The sequence below is a fragment of the Geobacter sp. FeAm09 genome (assembly GCF_008330225.1).
GTDB lineage: Bacteria > Desulfobacterota > Desulfuromonadia > Geobacterales > Pseudopelobacteraceae > Oryzomonas.
The window spans coordinates 477,942-499,010 of the sequence record NZ_CP042466.1 but is presented as its reverse complement, the minus strand read 5'-3'; the positions used below and the strand labels follow the sequence as shown (position 1 = coordinate 499,010).

Sequence of the window (21,069 nt, the reverse complement as noted above, 5' to 3'; positions counted from 1 at the left end):
TCCTCCCCCTGCCGGAGCAGGAGGATCGGGGGAGTGAAAATACGAGGGGAAGGACGTCATGACGAAAGGGGCCCGGGTGCCCCTTTTTCTTTTCGCGGCGCCGTCATTTCCGTTCGGCGTTCTCCATGACCACGCCCGAGAATCCCTCGAGCGGCTGCCGGGGGTTCTCAAGGACGGCCCGGACCGGTTCCCCTGCCGGGTCCTGCTGCCAGCCGGGCACGACCGGGGTGATCTTCACGGGGGTGACGAATTCCCGGCTATGGATCTCATGTCCCGTGGCATCGACCACGATGAAACGGTAGCGGAGCGCCATGGCCCCCGACTCCAGGGGAGGCAGGGTTGCGCCGTAGGTGAACTGACTGCCTGGGGCCCTGGTCATCGACACCAGGGCGTCCCCCCCCTTTTCCCCGGCACGGAAGCGGCACCGAACGGCCTGCACCCCGTCCAGGCTGACCACGGCCTTGACGATGGTCCGCTTGCCCGGCACCACGTAGCTGTAGGGTTCGTGGCTGATGTGGACGCTGTCCGGCGTTTCCGGGGCCGCCTCAACGCTCCGGGGCGCCGGCGGCGCGGGGACGGGCTGGGCAGCAGGGGCGCCAGCCGGTTCCGATGCCGCGCGGGTCGTTTCCTGGGCAGCCGCACGAACCCTTTTCCGTTCCGCCCGCTTCCTGGTTTCCGCTTTCTTCGCTTTTTTCTTCTCCACCTTCTTAAGTTCGCTCAGGGGTATCTCGTAATCGCTCCCCGCGGCGGAAGTCGCCGGCAGGCCGGAAACCGGCTGAACCAGCATGGCTGCCGCCATCATCAGGGGGATGACAATCATCTGTCGTGAAACCACACTCATACGCCACCTCTTTGTGCTGTGCTGCAAAACGCTGCCAGAATAGCTCAAACAGCGGCAATTCCAAAAACAAAAATGTAAAAAAAGCGCAACACCCCGCACCGGCCGGGAGTGCCGGACAAGCGCACGGCGACCTTGACAATAATTGTCATGACAAGTATTGTCATAAGATATTACGGGAGGCGCCATGTTGGATCAACCACTCGACGAGACCCTGGGCTTCATCATCACCAGGACTTCCATGCGCTATAAGAACGAATTGGGGCGCCGCCTCAAGCCCTGCGACGTAACGCCCGAGCAGTGGGTCGCGCTGTACCGGCTCGGGGAGCAGGACGGCCTGACCCAGAAGGAGTTGGCGGACCGGATCTTCAAGGATCAGCCCAACACGACGCGCATCCTCGACAAGCTGGAGCAGAAGGGCTTGATCAGCCGGAGCGACAGTCCGGCGGACCGGCGCGCCCTGCACATCCACCTGACCGATGCGGGCCGGCGCCTGTTGGAGCGGCTCATGGCCATCAGCCGGCAGGTACGGGAAGACGCGTGCCGGGGGATATCGGAACGGGAACTGGCAAGCCTCAAGGGCACCCTCAACAAAGTCTGGAGCAACCTTGAATAACGAAAGAACGCCCCCCGGCCACGGGGGGCCACTGAACAACGGCAACGCCAAGCCTACAGAAACGGCCGCGCTCGAAGGCATGTTCCGACGATACGGCCGGTGGTACCGCTGGCTGGTGGTCCTGACGGTGATGCTCGGCACCACCTCCATGGTGCTCGCCACCACCATCGTCAACGTGGTCATACCGGATATCATGACGGCCTTCCACATGGGCCAGGGGCGCGCCCAATGGCTTTCCACCGGCTTCCTCGCCGCCATGGCCACGACCATGCTCATGACGTCGTGGTGTGTCAGGGCCTTCGGACAGCGGCGGACCTACCTGGCCGCCATCATACTGTTCATCGCCCTGTCGCTGGTGGGGGGGCTGAGCGACAGCGCCTCCGTGCTGATCGTCTCCCGGATCATCCAGGGGGCCGCGGGGGGGATCATCCAGCCCCTGGCCATGATCGCCATCTTTCAGGTTTTCCCCGCCAACCAACGGGGGCGGGCCATGGGCATCTACGGTCTGGGGGTTGTGTTGTCGCCCGCCATCGGGCCGGCCCTCGGCGGCCTGTTGGCCCACTATTTCGGCTGGCGCGCCGTTTTCTTCGTGGTGCTCCCCTTCTGCCTGCTCGGTGCCGTCATGGCCCCCTTTTTCCTCGTCGGCCGGGACCGCTCCGAGGAGCGCCCCGCCTTCGACTGGCCCGGGTTTGCCCTGCTGGCCGCCTTCACGACCTCGCTCCTGGCCGGGTTGGCAACGGGGCGGGGAACAGGGTGGAACTCGGCACCGGCGCTGTCGTTGTCGGCGGCCGCCGCCCTGGCATGCCTCGGTTTTGCCTGGCGGGAACTGGCGTGCCGCCATCCCCTGCTGAACCTGCGCATCTTCGCCAACCGGCAGTTCAGCGCGGCGGCGGCCGTCTCATTCGCCTACGGCATGGGCATCTACGGCTCCACCTACCTGATACCGCTCTTCGTGCAGACTATCTGCCACTACACACCGATACGGTCGGGCCTGCTGCTGTTTCCGGGAGGGGTGGTACTGGCGGGAGCCATCACCATTGCGGGGCGCCTTACCGATAAATATTCGGCCCACGGCATCGTCATTGCCGGCCTGGCCTGTTTCGGCGTCTCGTTTTGCCTCTTCGCCGGAGTGAGCGGCACGACCGCGTTCCAGACCATGGCGTGGTGGATCGTCCTGGGGCGGCTCGGCCTCGGGTTGGTCATCCCGGCCCTGAACGCGGGCGCGGTCCAGACCCTGAAGCCGGAACTGCTCGGCCAGGGATCGGGGGCGGTCAACTTCGTACGCCAACTGGGTGGCGCATTCGGGGTCACCATGGTATCGTCGTTTCTGGACTGGCGGACTGCCGCTTCCCTCGAAGCCGTGCAGATGCAGCTGAAGGGCGCAATCCCCCCCCTGCGCAGCTGCTGCAATCCCTACACCTGCAGGCCCGCATAGCCGGCTTCCAGGACTCGTTCCTGGCTGTTGCCGTGATCTTTGGGCTGGCGCTTCTACCCGCATGGTTCATGCAAAGGAAAGGAGACCATCATGCACAAAAAGATCCTGCTCGCCTATGACGGCACCGAGGAGGGGCGGGTGGCCCTGCTCGAATGCGCCGACATCGCCCACCTGCTCCGCGCGGAAACCCACCTGCTGGCGGTCATGCGGGTACCGTCGGGAGTATTTCTCGCCGAGGGTTTCGTCCCGGACACGGTCATGGAGGATGAACGGCAACGCATCCGGGAGACCATCGACGATGGGGTCGCCCTGCTGCGCGAGGGGGGGTACAGCGCTTATGGCCACCTGGCCTGCGGGGAGCCGGTGGAAGAGATCTGCCGTCTGGCGGCCGAACTGGGGGTGGACCTGATCGTGCTGGGGCACCGGAAGCAGACATCCTTCGCCTCGCGCTGGTGGAAGGGATCGGTGGGCATATCCCTTCTGGAGCGGGCTCCGTGCAGCATCCTGGTGGCGGTCGGCACTTAGCGTCCCGTGCGGACCCCCTCCCCCCAACCGCACGGTGCGGTGCCGGGTGTGGTTGGCGGCGGGATTACGGGATTTCGGCGAGGAGGGTGCGCAACCGGTCCTGCTGCCCCGGGTCAAAGACGTACATCCCCATGGAGATGCTGCCGTCCGGGTTGTAGGAGGAGTAGATGCAACGGCAGGTAACCCGCAGGCCCGAGGCGCGGAAGACCACCTCGACGGTCTCGGCTTTTCGGGGGATGGCCAGGGGGACGGCGGTCGGGGGGATGGAGAGCTTCATCCCCTGGCTGCTGATATCCACGAGCTGCGTTTCGATCTCGAACCTGTCGGGCAATACGAGCAGGACCGTGGACAGGGAGTCCGGCAGCAGGTCGGAGCTGTGGCGGGGGACGAGTCGGCTTTCCATAATATATCCGCGGCATTTTCCTTGCAATTGAGAGTAGCTGCCGGTGCCCATCGGCAAGCGGCACGGACGTGATGCCAACTCGCACGATATTTCAAGTGGTTATCGCACAGCCGTGTCCATTCGGCAATACTAAAATGCTCTTCCCGTCCATTATATCCATGAAATAGCGTTATTTTCCCACCGTGACCACCCTCGCCGCCCCCCTCATTTCGCTGTCGCCGGAGGCGCAGGGGCACGGAGCGGCCCGTAGGGCGGTCCGTCGTGCGGAGCGAACCGGACCGGGCCGAGTATGGAATAGGGCTCGATGCGGGAATGCCTTCCCCCGGCGTCCCTGGTCAGCCAGACAAAGTAGACCGGCGCATCGTTTGCCAGGCGCAGGGCAAAGGAGTTGGTCCTTTCCGAATTATCCCCGGCGAACAGCAGTTGTCCCCCCATGGCGTGCAGCTCCTCCAGGGAGAGCTCCCGCCGGGTCGGTGCCGGGCGCTCCCGGAACCGGAACAGGACGTCCGCCACCCTGCGCGACTGTTTGAAGGAATTGACGGCAAAGATCACCGTGTTGTCCTTGGCGATGCGCATCAGGGCCGCCGGAGGGAACAGCGGGAAACGGCCCGCATCGGTCAAGGCGTTGGCCGCGCGGTAATCAATGGCGCCGTAGCCCGACTTCCGGGGGTCGTAGCCCTCCGGAAAGTTGGAGGCCGTCGCCCGCAGGGCCGCCTTGATGTCGAACCAGTTCCAGTCGGGATGCCGATACCTGAGGCTTGCCATGAGGCCTGCCAGTTGCGCCGTGACCCCCGAGGGGGTGCCGTCCTGCCCCTGCCCCCCCATGTACCCCGGGGGACGCCGAACTCGATGCCGTCGCCCGTTTTTCCGCCATAAATATTCACGGTGACGAACACCGCCGGAGGGGGGGCGCCGATGGGCTGGGCCTTCCTCGGCTCATACGCGTAGACGTGCACAAGGCCGTTTTTCGATAACATCTGATACGAGAGGGGGTCGAAGAGATAATCCCAGCCCGAAAAACTGGACGACATGATGGTCGCCTGGGCCGACCGGGCATCGAGGGCAAGCTTGCCCGGGGGGAGAAAGGGGCGCCCGTTGAATTCCGACGACGGGGTGACGATCACGTCCGTCGTTACGCTCAGGCCGGCATCCTTCACCGCCCCGAGGGCGTTTTCCAGCCCATGGCTGGTGTTGATCCTGAGCCGGACCGGCGAGCCGGCGCCGGCGGGGACGAGGAGCGTCGCCAGAACCACGAGAACCAGACGGAGAGATCTTCCGGGACGCATCATGGGGATGCCATCCGGCCAAGAACAAAGGGGGCCGTGCGGAACCCCTTTGTTCTTTCAGTATCGCCGGTCTGCACCGCAAACCGAAGCAGCGAACGGCTGGCCATCGCCGCCGCCTAGTTTGTTACGCCCGCCAGTTCATCGAGCAGGGCCTTGTGGAACATTGCCGGGTCTTCAATCTGCGGCGCATGCCCGAAACCGGGGAACTCTATCAAGCGGCCGTGGGGAATGGTCTTGATGACCTCCCTGCCCAATAGCTTGTAGCGGCCGATCTTCGCCTTCACCCCGGGCGGGGCGATGTCGCTGCCGATGGCGGTGGTATCGGCATCGCCGAGCATCAGGGTGGTGGGCACCTTCAGCAGCGGGAATTCGTACACCACCGGCTGGGTGAAAATCATGTCGTAGATGAGCGCCGAATTCCAGGCCACCGCCTTGTGCCCCGGCCCCTGATTGAGCCCGGCCAGCATATCCACCCAGCGGTCGTATTCCGCTTTCCAGCGCCCGCCGTAATAGACCGACTTCTCGTACTGGCGCACGCCGGCGGCCGAGATTTTCAGCTCCCGCTCATACCATTGGTCCACGGTCCGGCTCGGCACGCCCAGTGCCTTCCAGTCTTCCAGCCCGATGGGGTTGACCATGACCAGTTTTTCCACGGCCTCCGGATACATCAAGGCAAAGCGGGTCGCCAGCATCCCCCCGGTCGAGTGGCCGACCAGTATGGAACGGGACACACCCACGTGCTTCAACAGCGCCATGGTGTTGGCGGCAAGCTGCTGGAAACTGTACTGGTAATACGCCGGCTTGGTGGAGGTGCAGAAGCCGATCTGATCAGGGGCGACGACCCGGTATCCCGCGTCGGCCAGGACGGCAATCGTGGCCTCCCACGTGGCACCGCAAAAGTTCTTCCCATGCATCAACACCACCGTGTGTCCGTTGGGCTTGCCTTTGGGCCTGACGTCCATATACCCCATCTGGAGGTCGCGCCCCTGGGAGGCAAACCGGTAATGCTCGACGGCGTAGGGATAGGGGAAGCCTTCAAGTTCAACACCATAGCCAACGGCGGCGCCTGCTGCGCAGGCGGTGCCGGCAGCGGCGAGGAATAAAGCCGCCGCCAGGGACAGGCAAATTACATATCGCATGATAATTCCTTTGTAACACCTCTGTATGTGATGACAACCAGCCTACGGGAAAAAGGCCAAAACAATTGACCATGTATTGAAGTACTTTTGTGACCCGAACGGAAACATTGTTCCTGGATCGGCATCTAACTTCTCATCGAGATCTTGGCTTTGACCCCGCTTTCATTATACCCCTTCCGTCCGGTTTTTCACCTGCGGATTCCGCCGGCGGCGTTTCCTCCTCTTTCGTTGCGGCGCCCCGGCTTCTTCGGTGAGCCTGGAAGGAAGAGACACCGACGCCTGCTGCATTGCCCGGGCCGCCCACCAGTCGAGCTGTTTGACGACATCCCTTGTGCCGCCGCATGTTGCCCGGCAATAATCGACGATGTCATTGAAATCGTGACGGGCGATGAACGACTCCGGCCGGCGACCGGGGATCTTTTTCAGGCGCATCTGCTGGCTGATGATGTCGCGGAGCGCCAGTCCGACGCGGTTCGTGATCATAACGATCGGGCAGGTTTCGCCCATGAACTCCGCAACCGCCGCGTTGACGCTCTGCTGCCAGGGCACACCCTGTCGGCGGAAATGCGCTGCCTTCCCGTCAATGTACTCACCAAAAAGAAGTGCCAGGAGGAGCGGCGGGGAGACCATGCCCCCCTGCTGGATACGGGAATCGACCTGGCAGAGCATTTCCCCGAACCGGGCGTGGGGAAAGCCTTCGCTTTCGGCGTTGAGCCAGTTCGAGAAACAAGGGAAAAGCGCAGCAAAAAGCCCGGTCTGGCGGAGGAGTCCGTAACACGTTGCTCCCGCCCCCGAGAGGAAGAGCTTGAGCACCTCGTCGTAGAGGCGCGGCGGTGCAGCCCTGACAATGGTATCAGTGGCGGCAACCAGCGCCTTCAGGGTATGTTCCTCGATGGTGAAAGCGAGTTGGGCGGCAAACCGCACCGCCCGCAGCATTCGTACCGGGTCTTCCTGGAAGCGGACAGCGGGATCGCCGATGGTGCGGACGATGCCGGCGTTGAGGTCGGCGAGGCCTCCAGCGTAGTCAATGATCGAGAAATCGGCGATATTGTAGGAAAGCGAATTAATGGTGAAGTCACGGCGCAGGGCATCCTCTTCAGGGGTGCCGTAAACGTTGTCGCGCAGGATCATGCCATCGTCGTCCTTCAGCATCCGCGGGGGCCGCTGCCGGCGCTCCGACCCGCTTGCCTCTTTCGGCTCGGACTCCGGCTCGTTCGAAACCTGGGACCGAAAGGTCGCCACCTCGATGACCTCATCCTGAAAATGGATGTGCGCAAGGCGAAAACGCCGCCCGACAAGGCGACAGTTGCGGAACAACCGCTTCACCTCGGACGGGGTGGCGTTGGTTACCACGTCGAAATCCTTTGGTTCCCGGCCGAGCAGGAGGTCACGCACACAGCCGCCGACGAGATAGCCGAAAAAGCCGTTATCTCTCAAGCGGTAGAGGGTGCGCAGGGCGTTCGGGCTCATGAGTTTGCGGGAGACCCCATGTTCCTGGCGGGCGATGATCACCGAACGGCTCTTTTCCTTTTTCATCCTGTTACCGCCACCTCATCTGTAAATGTAGTCATGACGTTCTCCGCGAGAACCGGTCTGTTCTTTGGGGAGAAGGCCAATAAAATGGGCCGCAAACATGCGCGACCCATTTCACGAGAGAACTTGATTTCAGGCAGGTTGCATCTCGTTATGCCCAATTAGCCGTTTCCAGGCTTTTGATCCGGTCGAATTCCCGCAGGTTGTTGGACACCAGTGTGGCGCCGCAGCTTTTGGCGTGCGCCGCTATCAGCATATCCATCGCTCCTACGAGGGTACCAGCCTTCTCCAGAGACACCCGGATCGCCCCATAGTGATCGGCAGCCGCTTCATCCCACGGCAACACGATCAACCTGGCCGCGAAATCGTCAATCTCGTGGCGGATAACAACGCCCTTTGGGTGCCGGACCGCGCCGTAGTACAGCTCGGCGAGGACGATTGAGGATATACAGATGTTTTCGGGGCCGACCTCTTCAAACTTCTGCCTGACCGCCGCAGGATGGCTCTTGAGGATGTAGCTGCATATGTTGGTATCGAGCATATACCGCATCAAAACAGCTCTCTTGCTTCAGGCGGCACGTCTTTCCGGTCGGCAAGAAAGTCAGCCGGTACCTTGGACGGCCGGGCAAAAAAGTCGTCCCAACTCTCGGGCTTGGGCCTGAGTACGATGGCGTCCCCCTGGCGTTCGATAAAGACCTCATGAGTGGAAAAACGGAATTCTGCTGGGAGGCGTACTGCCTGGCTCCGGCCGTTTTGGAATATTTTAGCGACTCTATTCATAAAGCCCCCTTGATATATACCAATGATATATCACATACGCTGTTTGTTCAAACTATTTTTTCACTTTTTTCGGCTCATGCCGAAGCCGCTACGCGGCATGGCGTCTTGGCAGGGAAAGGGCGCGAAGGGGGTCAACTTTGACATTTAAACATTCAAGTCGATTTTATCGTCAACACCGGTCAAATGTTCAAGTGTCAAAGTTGACCCCGAAGGTTTCCATTGCGTTATCGTGACAGGAGAGGCTAAAATGACGGGGATGTGTAGCGAGTCGCCGGCCTGCCCCTCCTCTTTTCCCCAAATACGTCTAACCATGGTGATAGATCACTAAGGTGATATTATCATGCCCACCTGCGGCATTTGCCTTTTCAATTAGCAGATGACCTTTTTCCTGTATAGTTATTGGGAGAAGAAGTATGTTTGTGAGTTCACGGTTGTTCAGCGCGTCTGTTAGGCCGTCAGTACAGAACAGCAAAAGATCATTTTTTCTTAACGAAATTATATTTGTTGCCGGGAAAAGAGTCTCGTTCAGCCCAATGGCTTGGGTTAGAGCATGATGGGCATTTGACGGTATGTTAAGCGGTGAAGTCCCGTGTCTTTTGAGCATGTTGGCGATAGTATGATCTTCAGTGAGCTGCATCAAACTACCACGAAGCAAGAAACACTTAGAGTCTCCAATGTTGTAAAGGTATAACTTGTTTTTGATTATTATGGCTTCAACCAGAGTTGTCCCCATTTGTGAACACTCAGGAAAAGCACTGGAGTGTGTTATAACAGCATTGTTGGCATTGTCACCGGCATTTAATAGGACCTCAAAGACCCTGTCATTAGCCGAATGGCGTAGTTTTGACAATTCGTTGCAGATGGAGGAAAATGCAACATCAGCGGCCAAATTGCTTGCTATCTCACCACAACTATGGCCGCCCATTCCATCAGCTAACACCACAACCTTATCATCTTCACTTATTAAAACGGCGTCCTGATTATTGCTGCGCCTTCTACCAATATCCGTAGCAAAGAAAAACATACTAGTTCCAGGACATTGAGAGGGCTAAACCACGAGACCTAATGAGCTGGCTAATTGCGGCACGATTGATGTCTATAAAGGGTGCGAAATCCCTGTCCTGCCCACGGACACCATGACGATGGAAGGTGGAAATGAAGTCACTGGCACTGTCCAGTCTCATATTATACGCATTCACAGTGTCATCAAAAGATGCAAGTTTAGCGGTCAAAGATTGCTTGCGTAGGGTGTCCAGATAATGCCTGAAGGATTTAGATTCAGTATATGCAACGGAAGAAGGTATGGCTCCTGTAAAAAGGGGCGAGCAGAAATCATTTGCCATACCATTGATAGGCTTGAGCTGGTCTAGAATGCCAGAGCGATGTGCGATATCAAGAAAAGGAATTTTGTATTCAGAGTAGCTGTGCGGGCAATAGTACCAAGTCGCCCTTCGACTAGTTGTCCCTTCCTCTGCTTGGCTGAATTTTTTAGCAGAGAAAGACCTCACATTCAGCCATGTGCCCGAAGCAATAGCGTCCACATTTGCTAGGCCAGCAGCTAGCATTTGATGATTGGCATACCCAAGAATGACTTTTTTCTCTAGAAGCTTGAGTCCAGCAAGAAAGGCGAGAAGGTTAGAGAGCCAAATCGGATCCTCAACCAAGTATTGAGATGAAGGATGTTCGGGCACCACGTAGTAACCATCAACAGGCCACGTCTCCGCAGAACTCAGAATCTGCTCAAGTTTCGACTCATCTCTTACGACATCTGACGATAGCGCAATGGTTGCGAAAGTTTCTTTGTCATTCAAGACCCGCACACCTTTTTTAATAATCGCATCTTGCGCTATAAACCACTCATCCTTTCCGAATTGGTAAAACAGTCCGGGGAGTATATAAAAGTCTGTGTTTGTCGAGGTATTTATACTTTTGAGGTCGATAAGAAGCTGATCGATGCCCCGGTCTAAAAACGAACTGGTCTCATAAGACTCGGGCCAAAAATCATGGTCCGTCAATCGAGGGTGATCAGCTCTCGGATCATAAAACTGAGGATCAAGACAAACACCACCGCCGACCTTTTTCAGATCTTTTGATAGCTGTACCATCTGCTCAGATGTTAAGTCACGAGGGCTTAAAATTACTGTTCCATTGCCCCATTCTTTTATGAGTTCTTTGCAATGTGTCATCATCCCGTAGCCAAACTGAAGGAGCATTTGCATATCGGAGACCTCACATTTTTAGTGTCTGTTTAAAAGAACTATACCATTTTAAAGCTTCAGCAGCTGTCTTTGGTCTGCGAGAAATAAACTTGTTCATCATTAGAGTAACAAACTGTGCGAGCATTCCATTAGTATCTTCAGGAATAGTAGGAGGCACAGGGATAACACTTTCAGTGCGGTAAAGAACCTCCAGAGCATTCCTCGCGCCTTCACGGAAAGGATTACCCCCTGTTAGAGCCTCATATATGACAACCCCAATGGAAAAGAGGTCGGCTCGTATGTCTACGTCGTCTTTGATGTTCCTAAACTGTTCGGGGGGGCATATCCAGCGGTGTGAGGGCCAAAGGCATCTGCCGATCCAGTTATGGAGGGGAGGTCAAGGTGTCGAGCGATGCCGAAGTCAATGACCCAAAAAATACCTTTGGAATCGAACAGTATATTCCCAGGCTTCAGATCGCGGTGAACGATATGTAACTTCTCACATGCGACAGCTAGGGTTAGTAAGGTTTCCAGAAGAAGGATGGACTGCGGAAAGGACAGCTTACGGCCACTTAAGTAGAAATCCTCAAGGGACCCTCCATCGATGTATTGCTCCATAAGGTAGTAATTCATTCCCGACGAGTGTCTTATTTCTCCATGCGCATGTATCTTCGGGACATATGCAATGTTGTTTGCCTGGGCTACATCAATTTCGCGTTTCGTCCGTTCATCAGCTGTTTGGCTTAGTATGACTTTGACAACTACCTCGCCGAAGCGATCGTCATTTCCGCGGTAAACGGCTTTTTGGCCGCAGGTTTTTAGGAGGGTCAAGTTGCTGAGAGTCGGAATTGAGGCGAGGATTTCTGGTTCAGTGGGCAGTGCCATTGATTAAACTCCAGAGCCATCAAAAATTTTCCTGCCAATCCATTCGTTAAGCAAAAGAGTTACATATGATTTTGGCAGTTCATGAGGACGTGGTCTCAATATCTCAGTAAAATCAAGTCGCTTCAGTCCGTAAATTCCAATACCAAGATCACCGCAGCGTGAAGCGACTCTAGGGGTAGGTCTTAGGCTTGGAGTTAAAATGTAAGATGAAGTTGCAAACCATTTGTTTTTTGATGCCTGACAAATTGCGCCAAAAATATCAGACATTTTTGCCTCAATTGCAATAACCTCTCTGACTGCAAATGTTTCACGGAATGAGTATGCCCTATACAAATCGCCTTTTCTGTATATTAGCTTTGCTTCTTGAAGAGAGTTCAGCCTTTGACCTAAAACTGGGTCTACAAAGCCAAGATCAGTCTTGAGTTTATCTATTGAAATTGGGCCTGCATAAAAGAGGTGACTGAGTATCTTCAATGACGTCAGGTCAAGTGGCATCCTCGATGGTGACCATTTAGCCATAACCGAGCGTGAGAACCTTACAATAACAACATCTGGAAACCCAACATCAAGCTTTGGTTCTATGAAAAGGGTATAGCCGTGCCGGGAGCTTGACGACAGTTTTTGTTTCTGAATAGAAATAAATTCTTCAACGAGATCTTTTTCTGGGCCATCTTTTAAGGTTCGGGATAGATAGGATATCTTTGAATTAGGTGTCCGAAAGTAAATTAGATCATCCATTTTAATGTAAAAGCGACCTGCTTGAGGTCGCCTTTTCACTCCCGTTTCCGAGCCACGTGCGGCCCTCTCTCGAAGCCAAACCCCGCACGCAATTGCCGATTTGGAAGCTTGAAAAGCACCCTTGTGTCGCATGGTGAGATTTGTTGATGCTTTTGTTTCTAGGAAGACTAAGCTGTATTTATATCATAATCCGGACAAGGAAACAAGATTAACGTCCTTATCCTTGCAAGGCCGTGAAATCCGAATGGCCTTTAGCCATGATGGCTGACAGTTGAAAATTGATGGCCTACCCCTTGCAAACGTGGGTTATGTTGAGAATGCGAATTCACCACAGAGGAAATCATGTGGAGTCACCCATTAAAGGGCTGCTGTCAATGGCACAAACTTCCTCACTGCTAGAAAAAGGTTTTCCTGGCCTTGTTGATAGTTACCGCCATCGTTACCATTGCCGTTATTTCATTCTTTTCGATGCCAGCCTTTGCTGCACCAGTCACCCATCAGGATCAAGGCCGTTGTTGAAGAAAGGGAAATTCAACAGCCCGTTCCGCGTTTCGCGAAAACTGAAGGGGCCTCAAGTGAGACCCCTTCAGTTTTCAATGCAGTAGCCGACGCTATTTATTAGTAGCCAGCATTATTTTTCAAATTCATCAATCACCACCAAAATCCTCTCCCTACTCCACAGTAACGGATTTTGCCAAATTCCTCGGCTGGTCCACGTCGGTCCCCTTCAACACGGCGATGTGATACGCCAAAAGCTGCAACGGCACCGAGAGCAGGAACGGGTCCAGGTCCTCGTCGATGCGGGGGATTTCGATGGTATCCTCTGCCCGCGTCTTGACCTCATGATCGCCTTCGCTGCACAGGGCGATCACCCGGCCGTTGCGGGCGATGACCTCCTCCATGTTGGACAGGGTCTTTTCAAAGGCGCTGTTCTCCGGGACGAGCATGACCACCGGCATATCCTCGTCGATCAGGGCGATGGGGCCGTGCTTCATCTCGCCGGCCGGATAGCCTTCGGCGTGGATGTAGGAGATCTCCTTGAGTTTGAGCGCTCCCTCCAGGGCAATGGGGAAGTTCTTGCCCCGTCCCAGGTAGAGGAAGTCGCGGGCGTTCATGTACTTGCGGGCGATGCGCTCGGTATCGGCGTTGAGCTTGAGGGCTTCCTCCAGCAGGGCCGGGACCTTCTTGAGGGAGGCGATCATGCGCCGGCCGGTGGCGGCGTCGATGGCGCCGACGGCCCGCCCCAGCCGGATGGTGAACAGGTAGAGGGCGGTGAGCTGGGTGACGAAGGCCTTGGTGGAGGCCACCCCGATCTCGGGACCGGCATGGGTGTAGACCACGCCGGCCGATTCCCGGGCAATGGACGAATCCAGCACGTTGCAGATGGCCAGGTTCATGGCGCCGTGGGACTTGGCCTCCCGCAGGGCCGCCAGGGTGTCGGCGGTTTCCCCGGACTGGGAGATGACCATCACCAGCGTATCGCCGTCGATGACCGGGCTGCGGTAGCGGAATTCCGAGGCGATGTCGATCTCCACCGGGATGCGGCAATACCCCTCGATGTAGAACTTGCCCACCAGGGCGGCGTGCCAGGAAGTGCCGCAGGCCACGATGACGATCCGCTTCACGGCCGCCAGTTGTTCGTCGCTGAACTTCAGATCCTCCAGGTACACATCCCCTTCATCCTCCAAAAGCCGCCCGGCGATGGTGTCGCGCACGGCCCGGGGTTGTTCGTGGATCTCCTTGAGCATGAAGTGCCGGTACCCCCCCTTTTCGGCCATGAGCGGCGACCAGTCGATGTGCCGCGCCTTCTTGTCCAGGTGGCTGCCGGCGATGGTGGAGAAGGCGGCCGTGCCGGCATGGAACACGGCCATTTCCCCGTCCTCCATGAAGACCATCTCCCGGGTATGGGCCAGGATGGCGGGGATGTCCGAGGCGACGAAGAACTCCCCTTCCCCCAGGCCGACCACCATGGGGGACCCCAGCTTGGCGGCGATCAGGGTGCCCGGTTCGCGCTCATTGAGGATGCACACGGCGTAGGCGCCCCGCAGTTCGGCCAGGGCCTGCCGGACCGCCAGCACGAAGTCGGAGGTCCCCTTGAGCTTTTCGTCCACCAGGTGGGAGATGACTTCGGTATCGGTCTCGCTCTTGAAGACATGGCCGGCCTGCTTGAGCGCCTCCCTGAGCGGCAGGTAGTTTTCGATGATGCCGTTGTGCACCACGATGACCGGGCCTGCCTTGTGGGGATGGGCGTTGATCTCCGAGGGGCGGCCGTGGGTAGCCCAGCGGGTGTGGCCGATGCCGATCACGCCGGAGAGCGGCTGCTGGCGCAACAGTTTTTCCAGGTTGGACAGCTTGCCTTCGCTGCGCCGGACGCCCGATTCGCCGTCAGCCAGGGTGGCGATGCCCGCCGAATCGTAGCCACGGTATTCCAGTTTCTTGAGCCCTTCCAGTATGATCGGCGTTGCCTCCTGCCCGCCGATATAGCCAACAATTCCGCACATAGCAGATTCCTCCAGAAATTAAGTAGTCCTGAAAAATATTTGCCACCGAGTACCAGAGACACTAAGGCAACAAAAACGAATGTTACATCCTTAAGAATTTATTGATAATCCTCCGTTTCGGCGAATCATCTTAGCATAAAACTCCGTGATGTTCTCTGTGCCTTTGTGGCTCAGTGGCCTGACTGCCGTTTAAAGATTGTATTGCCTACGCCCCGTCCAGGTCCGGCACCTGCACCACCAGCAGGAACAGCCCCAGCCTGCTCAGCATTTCGGCAAATTTCTGGTAATCCACCGGCTTGGTGACGTAGCAACTGCATCCCAGGCCATAGCAGGTGCGGATCTCCCGGGGGTCGTCGGTGGTGGTCAGCATGATTACCGGCATGTTCTTCAATTCCGGGTCGGACTTGATCTGGCGGAGCACCTCCACGCCATCCACCTTGGGCATGCGGATGTCCAGGAGCATCATATAGGCCTGCCCCTTTTCGCAGCGGGGCCCGTGGCCATCCGCCCCGCCGTAGAAGAAGTCCAGGGCTTCCTGGCCGTTGCGAAACCGGATGATGGGGTTTCTGAGGCCCGCCTCCTGCAGGTTGTCCTGGATCAGCTCGGCGTGGCCGTCATCGTCCTCGGCAATCAGGATGATGACTTCCTTCTTGAACCCGTCATTGATCATCTCATGCTCCTGCGGTCATATGATCGTCAGTTTTGGGTGCGCACGGCAGGACGACATAGAAGCGGCTGCCCGCGTCCGGTTCCGACTCCACCCAGATGGAGCCCCCCAGGCGATCGACGATGCGGCGCGCCATGGTCAGCCCCAGCCCTTCCCCTTGGGTATCCCCCGGATTGAGGCGGTGAAAGATCTCCCAGATCTTCTCCTGCTGGTCGCGGGGGATGCCGATGCCGTTGTCCTCCACGCAATAGCGCACCCCCTCGTCGAACGCTTCGCTTGCGACGTGCACCACCAGGGGACGGGCGGCAGAGCGGTATTTCAGGGCGTTATCCAGCAGATTGCTGAATATCTGCGTAACCTGGACGCTGTCCCCGACGCAGGGGTGCAGAAGCAGGGCCAGTTCGACCCGCGCCCCTGCGGATTCGATCTGGTAGGTTATGGAAGCAATAATATTTGATAACAACTGGCGCATGTCAAGGGTTTCGAAGCAGATCGCCGTTCTCCCCAGGCGGGAGAGCCGCAGCAGGCCGTTCAACAGGCTGTCCATCTTCTCGATGCTCCGGGTGATGAACCCGAGGGCCCTGGGGATGGTTTCCCTGAATATGGGCTCGATACGGGCCCGCTGGGCCTCGTCCAGGACCAGCCCGGCCATGAACTCGTCCAGTTCGGCACAGTTCTTGGCCAGCTTGCGGCTGAATCCCTGCACATTGACCAGGGGCGAGCGCAGGTCGTGGGACGCCACATAGACGATCCCCTCCAGTTCCTTGTTCTTTTTCTGCAGCTCCACCATCAGGCGGTCCCGCTCGTTCTCCGCCTTCTTGCGCACGGAAATGTCGATGGCCGTTCCCACCAGGCCGCCCAGGATGCCGTTGATATCGTCGTAGGTGGCCGTGTAGATGATGACCGTGTGCATCTGGCCGTCGCTGTAGCGGATCTGCTCTTCATAGACCTGGACCCCCCCCAGGGCGAACAGCTCCCGGTCGGCGGCCTGGAGGATCTCCGCCTCACGCGTGGGGAACAGGTCGTGGGCCGTCTTGCCCACAATGCCGTCCCGGGCCAGCCCCCAGCTTTCCTCGAAGGCCCGGTTGCACCCCTGGTAGATGCCATCGGCATCCTTGTAGAAGATCGGATTGGGGATGGTATCGATGAGGGTTTGCAGAAAGCGGAGCTGGTTGACCAGTTCCTCCATCAGGTGATCCCGCTGGCGTTCGGTCGTTTTCCTCTCGGCAATCTCCCTCTGCAGCTCCTCGTTGGCCCGGGTCAACTCCCCGGTGCGCTCCGCAACGTGGTGCTCCAGGGTCTCGTTGGTGTAGGTGATCTCCTGGAAACGCTGGCTGAGGGCGATGGCCATGACCTTGAAGTTGCCGATCAGCTGGTCGATCTCGCTGACCATGCTCTCCGGCCACGCGCTGATGTTTTCCCGCAGCAGGCGCTTGGGCAGGTCGGTCGTCACCTGGGACAGCCGGTAGAGAGGGGCGGCCAGGCGATGGGACAGGGAGAGGGAGATGACCAGGACGAACATGTTCAGGCCGAGCACGATCAAGAGCGACTTGACATGATCGTGGAGCAGCGCCCGCTGGTAGGGCGCAAACGGCGATTCCACCACCATGCTCCAGGTGGTGCCCGCCAGGGGGGCGCGGCGCAGGAAGGTCGCATCGTGCATCCGCTGCAGGAGCGGTACGGGCCGGTCTGCCGTGGGCAGGCAGCGGTAGATGCCGCTCTCCCCTACCTGTTCCAGCGAGCCGTTGCGGCAGGAATCGTACTTTGGCGTGCCCCCCGGAGCGCTGTCGGTGGCGGCGATGACATGGTCGGCATCGTCCACCAGGATGACGCGCCACGGCCGCCCGCCCCGCGCGTCCAGGAGAATGCCCCGCAGGGTTCCGGCGACTTCCGTGCCGCGCGGCACGGCTTCACCGGAGTTCGCGGCCAGCTCCCGGAGCTTGAGACGGGTCTCGTAGCCGGCGACCTTCAGGCTGCCGTCGATATCCCGGTACATTTCCTGGAGGTAGCGTCCCTCAGCCCCCTTGCCGTGGATGACCATGACCACGATGGACGGTATCAGCACCACCGCCATCAGGATGTTGAAGATGAGGTGGTGGATCGGTATGGTGCGGGGCATGTCCAGGCCGTACAGCGGAGCGATGCGGGGGATGTAGGTCAACAGGAGGCTGGCGACCAGCGCGTTGGCGATGCCCACCACCCAGTAGGTCAGCATGGCGGCCACGGTTCCCAGCACCGAAACCTGCATGGCGTGCCGGAAGAAGAGCCATACCAGGGGAACCCCCACCAGGGGCCAATAGCAGGCGTCGTAGAGGAGGATGTTGCGCCTCTTCCCCTTGTGCAACAGCCAGCCCACAAAGAGCGGTTCGCCACAGAGCCAGATCACCGCATAGGGATGCCCGTAGAGCGGGATGGTCCATAACGAGGCCGCCAGCCCGGCCGCAAGGCCCCAGCGGATGCCGAACAGGCGGACCGTCAGAAGTACCGCGATGCTGCCGAACAGGAAGTTGAAACCGGCGAGCAGGCGCAGGGAGAAGAAATTTCCGGCGAAAGCGGCTGCGATCAGAGCGGCCAGCAGCAGCAAGGACTTGCCGCTGTATGTAAGGCGCCGCCCCCGCTCACCCATGACTGTTCCCCCCGGCGCACGACTGCCTGAAATTCCCTTGTCTATACCACACTTTGTCTTCCATGATAAGGCGTTTCCCGAACGGCCCGCAAAAAAACGTCTGCGGACTTGAAGCATACGCCATTTGCGGCTATGATCAGAAAACCAACCACCCCGGGGGAAAGCGCGTGAATATTGCCCAGATGAAGCTGGTCCTGCGGGAGATCCTCGCAAAAACCGATCTGACGCCGTGTGTCGTCGGGCACCGCGGCGTCGGCAAGACCGCCGGGATCATCCAGGTGTGCCGCGAGGACAACTGGCGCTACGCCTCCCTGCGCCTCGGGCAGATGGAGGTCGGCGACCTGGTGGGCATCCCCTACCGCGAAGGTGCCGTCATGCACTGGTCGCGCCCGTCCTGGTGGCCGGCCGACGACGCCCCGCCCACCGTGGTCCATTGCGACGAGTTGAACCGCGCCCAGCAGGAGGACACCCTCCAGGCCATCTTCCAGTTCGTCGAGCCCCCCGTCGAGGGGGAACCGCGCGCCCTGCACACCCACCGGCTCGCCCCCCGCCACAAGGTGGTGGTAACCATCAATCCCCCCGACGGCAGCTACCAGGTGGCCACCCTGGACCGGGCGCTGATCGACCGCATGGTGATGCTCTACGTGGAGAGCGACCATGCCTGCTGGTCGCGCTATGCGGGCGAACGGGGGCTTGACGACGGGGTGCGGCGATTCCTGTCCGCCAACACCAATCTGCTGGCCAGCCAGGGGGCCCCCATGGACCTTCAGGTGGAGCCGACGGAACGGGCCTGGGAGATGATCAGCGTCCTGCGCAGGAACTGCCGCTTTCCCGGCGACCTGGAGATGGAGGTCTATTCCGGCATCGTCGGCAGGGAGGCGGCCATCATGTTCATGCGGTGGCTGGCCGACGAGCGCCACCGTCCCCTGACGGCCGCCGACATCCTGGACAACTGGCCCCGGGTGGCCGACACAGCGGCGGCCCAGCGCGACGACATCCAGGCCGCCACCATGACCGACCTGGCAGCCTTCCTCCAGGCCGCGCCGGTCCTGGCGCCCGAGCAGGAGGAGCACCTGGTGGCCTATATCGCCTGCCTCCCCCGGGACCTGCGGTTCGGCTTCGTCAAAACGCTGCTCAAGATCCCCGCGGTCGCCCAGGCCATCAGCCAGGACAAATACGACGCCGTCGTCTTCGACGCCATCAGGGCCATCAGCGAAGAGGCACGGCGTTAGCAGACCGGCCATTTCAGGCCGGTCAGACGCACACATTCCTCGACAAGGAGAAACGTCCATGAAAACCGTCATCGCCCTGCTCATAACCCTGGCCCTGGCCGCAAACGCCATGGCGGCAAACTCGTTGGGGATCGGCATCCGCGGCGGCGCCGCCACCGACCGCACCAGCAGGTTCACCGAGGCGTTTGCCGACCTCTACCTCAACCGTCTGGTATCCATCGGCGCCACCGTGGCCTACGTCATGCTCGACAGGGACGACGCCAAATCCATCAGGCGCGACGAATCCCTGCCCATCACGGCCCTGTTCAAGGTCCACGCCCCGATCCCCTTTTTCCAACCCTATGCCGGCCTCGGCGCGGCACTGGTGTTTCACGACAAACGGGGCGCCAAGGGCACCCCCGTGGCCCTGGCCGGGGGCGACCTGCTCTTCGGGCCGTTCTTCGTCAACGCGGAGTACCGGCGCCAGTTCGACGACAAGTTGAACTTCCTGGGGGGCGGCGTGGGGATCAGATTCTGATCCCGGGCGCTCCATAACACGACACCCCGCCGAAGGCCTCCGGCGGGGTGTGTGCATCACAAAGTTCTATTGGACTGCCCGGCGGGGAGCCGGCACCAGGACTCATGCCCCCGTCGCTCTTTTCGCCGCCACGCCGAAAGGGCTAGGCCGCTCTCCGCTCGACGCCGTGGTAATTCGGGCTTTTTCTCCAGCGGATGGGGTCCACCCCGACGGTGACCCACCCCGTACTTCGCTTGAACCTCTGAACCTTCTTCGCCTCCAGCAGCCTGTCGAGCTGGAAACCTTTGACGTAATCATATCTATTGTCGTCGTAGAGAACGTGGATAAGCATGGCTTCCTCCGTGCGGGCGGCCCGTTTTCGTTAAAAATCCTTTATCTTCCTACAGTTACACTTACAGCTCTTTGTTGATATATACCAAACTACCGGCACAAATGCAAGACGGTCATGCCACGGCATGGTCCGCTAGTCGCCCCAGGTTCCGTAACGCACGATTTCGTCCAGGGATTTCCGCGGGGCTCCGCACTCGGGCGCATCCAGGGGATACCCCAGGGGTATGAGCCCCACGATACTGATGTAAGCCGGAATACCGAGCAGGCTCCCCACCTGTTTCTCGTCAAAGATGCCGACGAAGACGCTCCCCAGCCCCACGGCATGGGCGGCCAGCATCAGGCTTGCCACGGCCATCCCCACATCGGTCATATAGTACTGCTGCCCCCCCATGTCCCCGGACCGGTTGCATTCGGCGCAGGCGACGATCACCACGGGCGCCTCGGCAAGCGCCCGCTGGGAAGGATTCGATTTGTACCCTTTCGCCGTGTTGAAGGAATCCGCCACCGCATGCTCGCTGATCCTCCGCTTCACGCCCGGGTCCTGCACCACCACAAATCTCCAGCACTGCATGTTGGCCCACGACGGCGCCATGCGGGCCGCCTCCAGGACGCTGCGCAGCTTCTCCGCCTCCACCGGCCGGTCGGAAAACCGGCGAACACTTCTCCTGGTGCGTATCGCTTCAAGGGTGTCCATAGCGCATCTCCATCCCATGACCGTCTGGTTCGAACGGATACGGGACGCAGAGCGGTGCGCCCCTCCTTCGGTAAACCATGGAAAAACCATACTCCAGCTTGCGGCAAAAAGCGACGTTACTGAGCC

General features: G+C 59.0%; 22 protein-coding genes. 6 read left to right on the top strand and 16 right to left on the bottom strand.

Annotated features, from left to right (window positions below):
- Nucleotides 1-103: 103 nt before the first annotated feature.
- On the bottom strand, nt 104-841 hold the full coding sequence (locus tag FO488_RS02315) for a hypothetical protein (protein WP_149209052.1): 738 nt from the start codon (nt 839-841) through the stop codon (nt 104-106).
- 184 nt (nt 842-1,025) lie between these two features.
- Between FO488_RS02315 and FO488_RS02310 the strand changes: the two genes are divergently transcribed.
- The 3 genes from FO488_RS02310 to FO488_RS02300 all read left to right on the top strand — a co-directional run bounded on the left by FO488_RS02310 (nt 1,026) and on the right by FO488_RS02300 (nt 3,414).
- Nucleotides 1,026-1,454 (top strand): MarR family winged helix-turn-helix transcriptional regulator, encoded by a 429-nt coding sequence (locus FO488_RS02310; RefSeq protein WP_240732134.1) that lies wholly within the window; start codon nt 1,026-1,028, stop codon nt 1,452-1,454.
- A 79-nt stretch (nt 1,455-1,533) separates the two neighbouring features.
- A complete protein-coding gene (locus tag FO488_RS02305) occupies nt 1,534-2,889 on the top strand; it encodes an MDR family MFS transporter (protein ID WP_149209051.1) in 1,356 nt (451 codons plus the stop codon).
- Nucleotides 2,890-2,979: 90 nt separating this feature from the next.
- Nucleotides 2,980-3,414 carry a universal stress protein gene (locus tag FO488_RS02300; protein WP_149209050.1) on the top strand — a complete coding sequence of 145 codons (435 nt, stop codon included), beginning with the start codon at nt 2,980-2,982 and terminating at the stop codon, nt 3,412-3,414.
- 64 nt (nt 3,415-3,478) lie between these two features.
- On the opposite strand, the gene FO488_RS02295 is transcribed toward FO488_RS02300, so the two are convergent.
- Complete coding sequence (locus FO488_RS02295) at nt 3,479-3,817, bottom strand: PilZ domain-containing protein (protein WP_168205839.1); 339 nt, start codon at nt 3,815-3,817, stop codon at nt 3,479-3,481.
- A gap of 204 nt (nt 3,818-4,021) precedes the next feature.
- On the bottom strand, nt 4,022-4,642 hold the full coding sequence (locus FO488_RS02290; protein WP_149209048.1) for a hypothetical protein: 621 nt from the start codon (nt 4,640-4,642) through the stop codon (nt 4,022-4,024).
- A 356-nt stretch (nt 4,643-4,998) separates the two neighbouring features.
- Between FO488_RS02290 and FO488_RS02285 the strand changes: the two genes are divergently transcribed.
- The gene (locus FO488_RS02285) at nt 4,999-5,223 is read left to right on the top strand and encodes a hypothetical protein (RefSeq protein ID WP_149209047.1); all 225 of its coding nucleotides are present in this window, start codon (nt 4,999-5,001) and stop codon (nt 5,221-5,223) included.
- Here FO488_RS02285 and FO488_RS02280 read toward each other — a convergent pair.
- The 11 genes from FO488_RS02280 to FO488_RS02225 all read right to left on the bottom strand — a co-directional run bounded on the left by FO488_RS02280 (nt 5,220) and on the right by FO488_RS02225 (nt 18,170).
- A complete protein-coding gene (locus tag FO488_RS02280) occupies nt 5,220-6,242 on the bottom strand; it encodes an alpha/beta fold hydrolase (RefSeq protein ID WP_149209046.1) in 1,023 nt (340 codons plus the stop codon). The two genes, FO488_RS02285 and FO488_RS02280, sit on opposite strands and share 4 nt — an antisense overlap.
- 165 nt (nt 6,243-6,407) lie before the next feature.
- Nucleotides 6,408-7,778, bottom strand: coding sequence for a polynucleotide adenylyltransferase PcnB (gene pcnB, locus FO488_RS02275; protein WP_149209045.1), 1,371 nt, complete (start codon nt 7,776-7,778; stop codon nt 6,408-6,410).
- A 148-nt stretch (nt 7,779-7,926) separates the two neighbouring features.
- Nucleotides 7,927-8,316 carry a type II toxin-antitoxin system VapC family toxin gene (locus FO488_RS02270; protein WP_240732133.1) on the bottom strand — a complete coding sequence of 130 codons (390 nt, stop codon included), beginning with the start codon at nt 8,314-8,316 and terminating at the stop codon, nt 7,927-7,929.
- Between the two features lie 8 nt (nt 8,317-8,324).
- The gene (locus FO488_RS02265; RefSeq protein WP_149209043.1) at nt 8,325-8,555 is read right to left on the bottom strand and encodes an antitoxin; all 231 of its coding nucleotides are present in this window, start codon (nt 8,553-8,555) and stop codon (nt 8,325-8,327) included.
- A gap of 304 nt (nt 8,556-8,859) precedes the next feature.
- Nucleotides 8,860-9,579, bottom strand: a complete 720-nt coding sequence (locus FO488_RS02260) for a PP2C family serine/threonine-protein phosphatase (RefSeq protein ID WP_149209042.1) — start codon at nt 9,577-9,579, stop codon at nt 8,860-8,862.
- A 1-nt stretch (nt 9,580) separates the two neighbouring features.
- Nucleotides 9,581-10,774: a hypothetical protein gene (locus FO488_RS02255; protein ID WP_149209041.1), complete on the bottom strand. Its 1,194-nt coding sequence runs from the start codon at nt 10,772-10,774 to the stop codon at nt 9,581-9,583.
- Between the two features lie 282 nt (nt 10,775-11,056).
- Entirely contained in the window at nt 11,057-11,638 is a 582-nt protein-coding gene (locus FO488_RS02245; protein ID WP_149209040.1) for a protein kinase, read from the bottom strand.
- Nucleotides 11,639-11,641: 3 nt separating this feature from the next.
- Nucleotides 11,642-12,376, bottom strand: coding sequence for a hypothetical protein (locus tag FO488_RS02240; RefSeq protein WP_149209039.1), 735 nt, complete (start codon nt 12,374-12,376; stop codon nt 11,642-11,644).
- 671 nt (nt 12,377-13,047) lie between these two features.
- On the bottom strand, nt 13,048-14,877 hold the full coding sequence (glmS, locus tag FO488_RS02235) for a glutamine--fructose-6-phosphate transaminase (isomerizing) (RefSeq protein WP_149209038.1): 1,830 nt from the start codon (nt 14,875-14,877) through the stop codon (nt 13,048-13,050).
- A 205-nt stretch (nt 14,878-15,082) separates the two neighbouring features.
- A complete protein-coding gene (locus tag FO488_RS02230) occupies nt 15,083-15,547 on the bottom strand; it encodes a response regulator (RefSeq protein WP_149209037.1) in 465 nt (154 codons plus the stop codon).
- A gap of 1 nt (nt 15,548) precedes the next feature.
- Nucleotides 15,549-18,170, bottom strand: coding sequence for an ATP-binding protein (locus FO488_RS02225; RefSeq protein ID WP_149209036.1), 2,622 nt, complete (start codon nt 18,168-18,170; stop codon nt 15,549-15,551).
- Nucleotides 18,171-18,337: 167 nt separating this feature from the next.
- Here FO488_RS02225 and FO488_RS02220 point away from each other — a divergent pair, with 167 nt between their 5' ends.
- On the top strand, nt 18,338-19,402 hold the full coding sequence (locus tag FO488_RS02220; RefSeq protein WP_149209035.1) for a hypothetical protein: 1,065 nt from the start codon (nt 18,338-18,340) through the stop codon (nt 19,400-19,402).
- Nucleotides 19,403-19,460: 58 nt separating this feature from the next.
- Nucleotides 19,461-19,919, top strand: coding sequence for a hypothetical protein (locus FO488_RS02215; protein ID WP_149209034.1), 459 nt, complete (start codon nt 19,461-19,463; stop codon nt 19,917-19,919).
- 142 nt (nt 19,920-20,061) lie between these two features.
- Here FO488_RS02215 and FO488_RS02210 read toward each other — a convergent pair whose 3' ends face one another.
- Both FO488_RS02210 and FO488_RS02205 read right to left on the bottom strand, forming a co-directional pair.
- Nucleotides 20,062-20,250, bottom strand: a complete 189-nt coding sequence (locus tag FO488_RS02210) for a GSU3473 family protein (protein WP_149209033.1) — start codon at nt 20,248-20,250, stop codon at nt 20,062-20,064.
- A gap of 132 nt (nt 20,251-20,382) precedes the next feature.
- Nucleotides 20,383-20,943: a nitroreductase family protein gene (locus tag FO488_RS02205; protein WP_149209032.1), complete on the bottom strand. Its 561-nt coding sequence runs from the start codon at nt 20,941-20,943 to the stop codon at nt 20,383-20,385.
- Nucleotides 20,944-21,069: the final 126 nt, after the last annotated feature.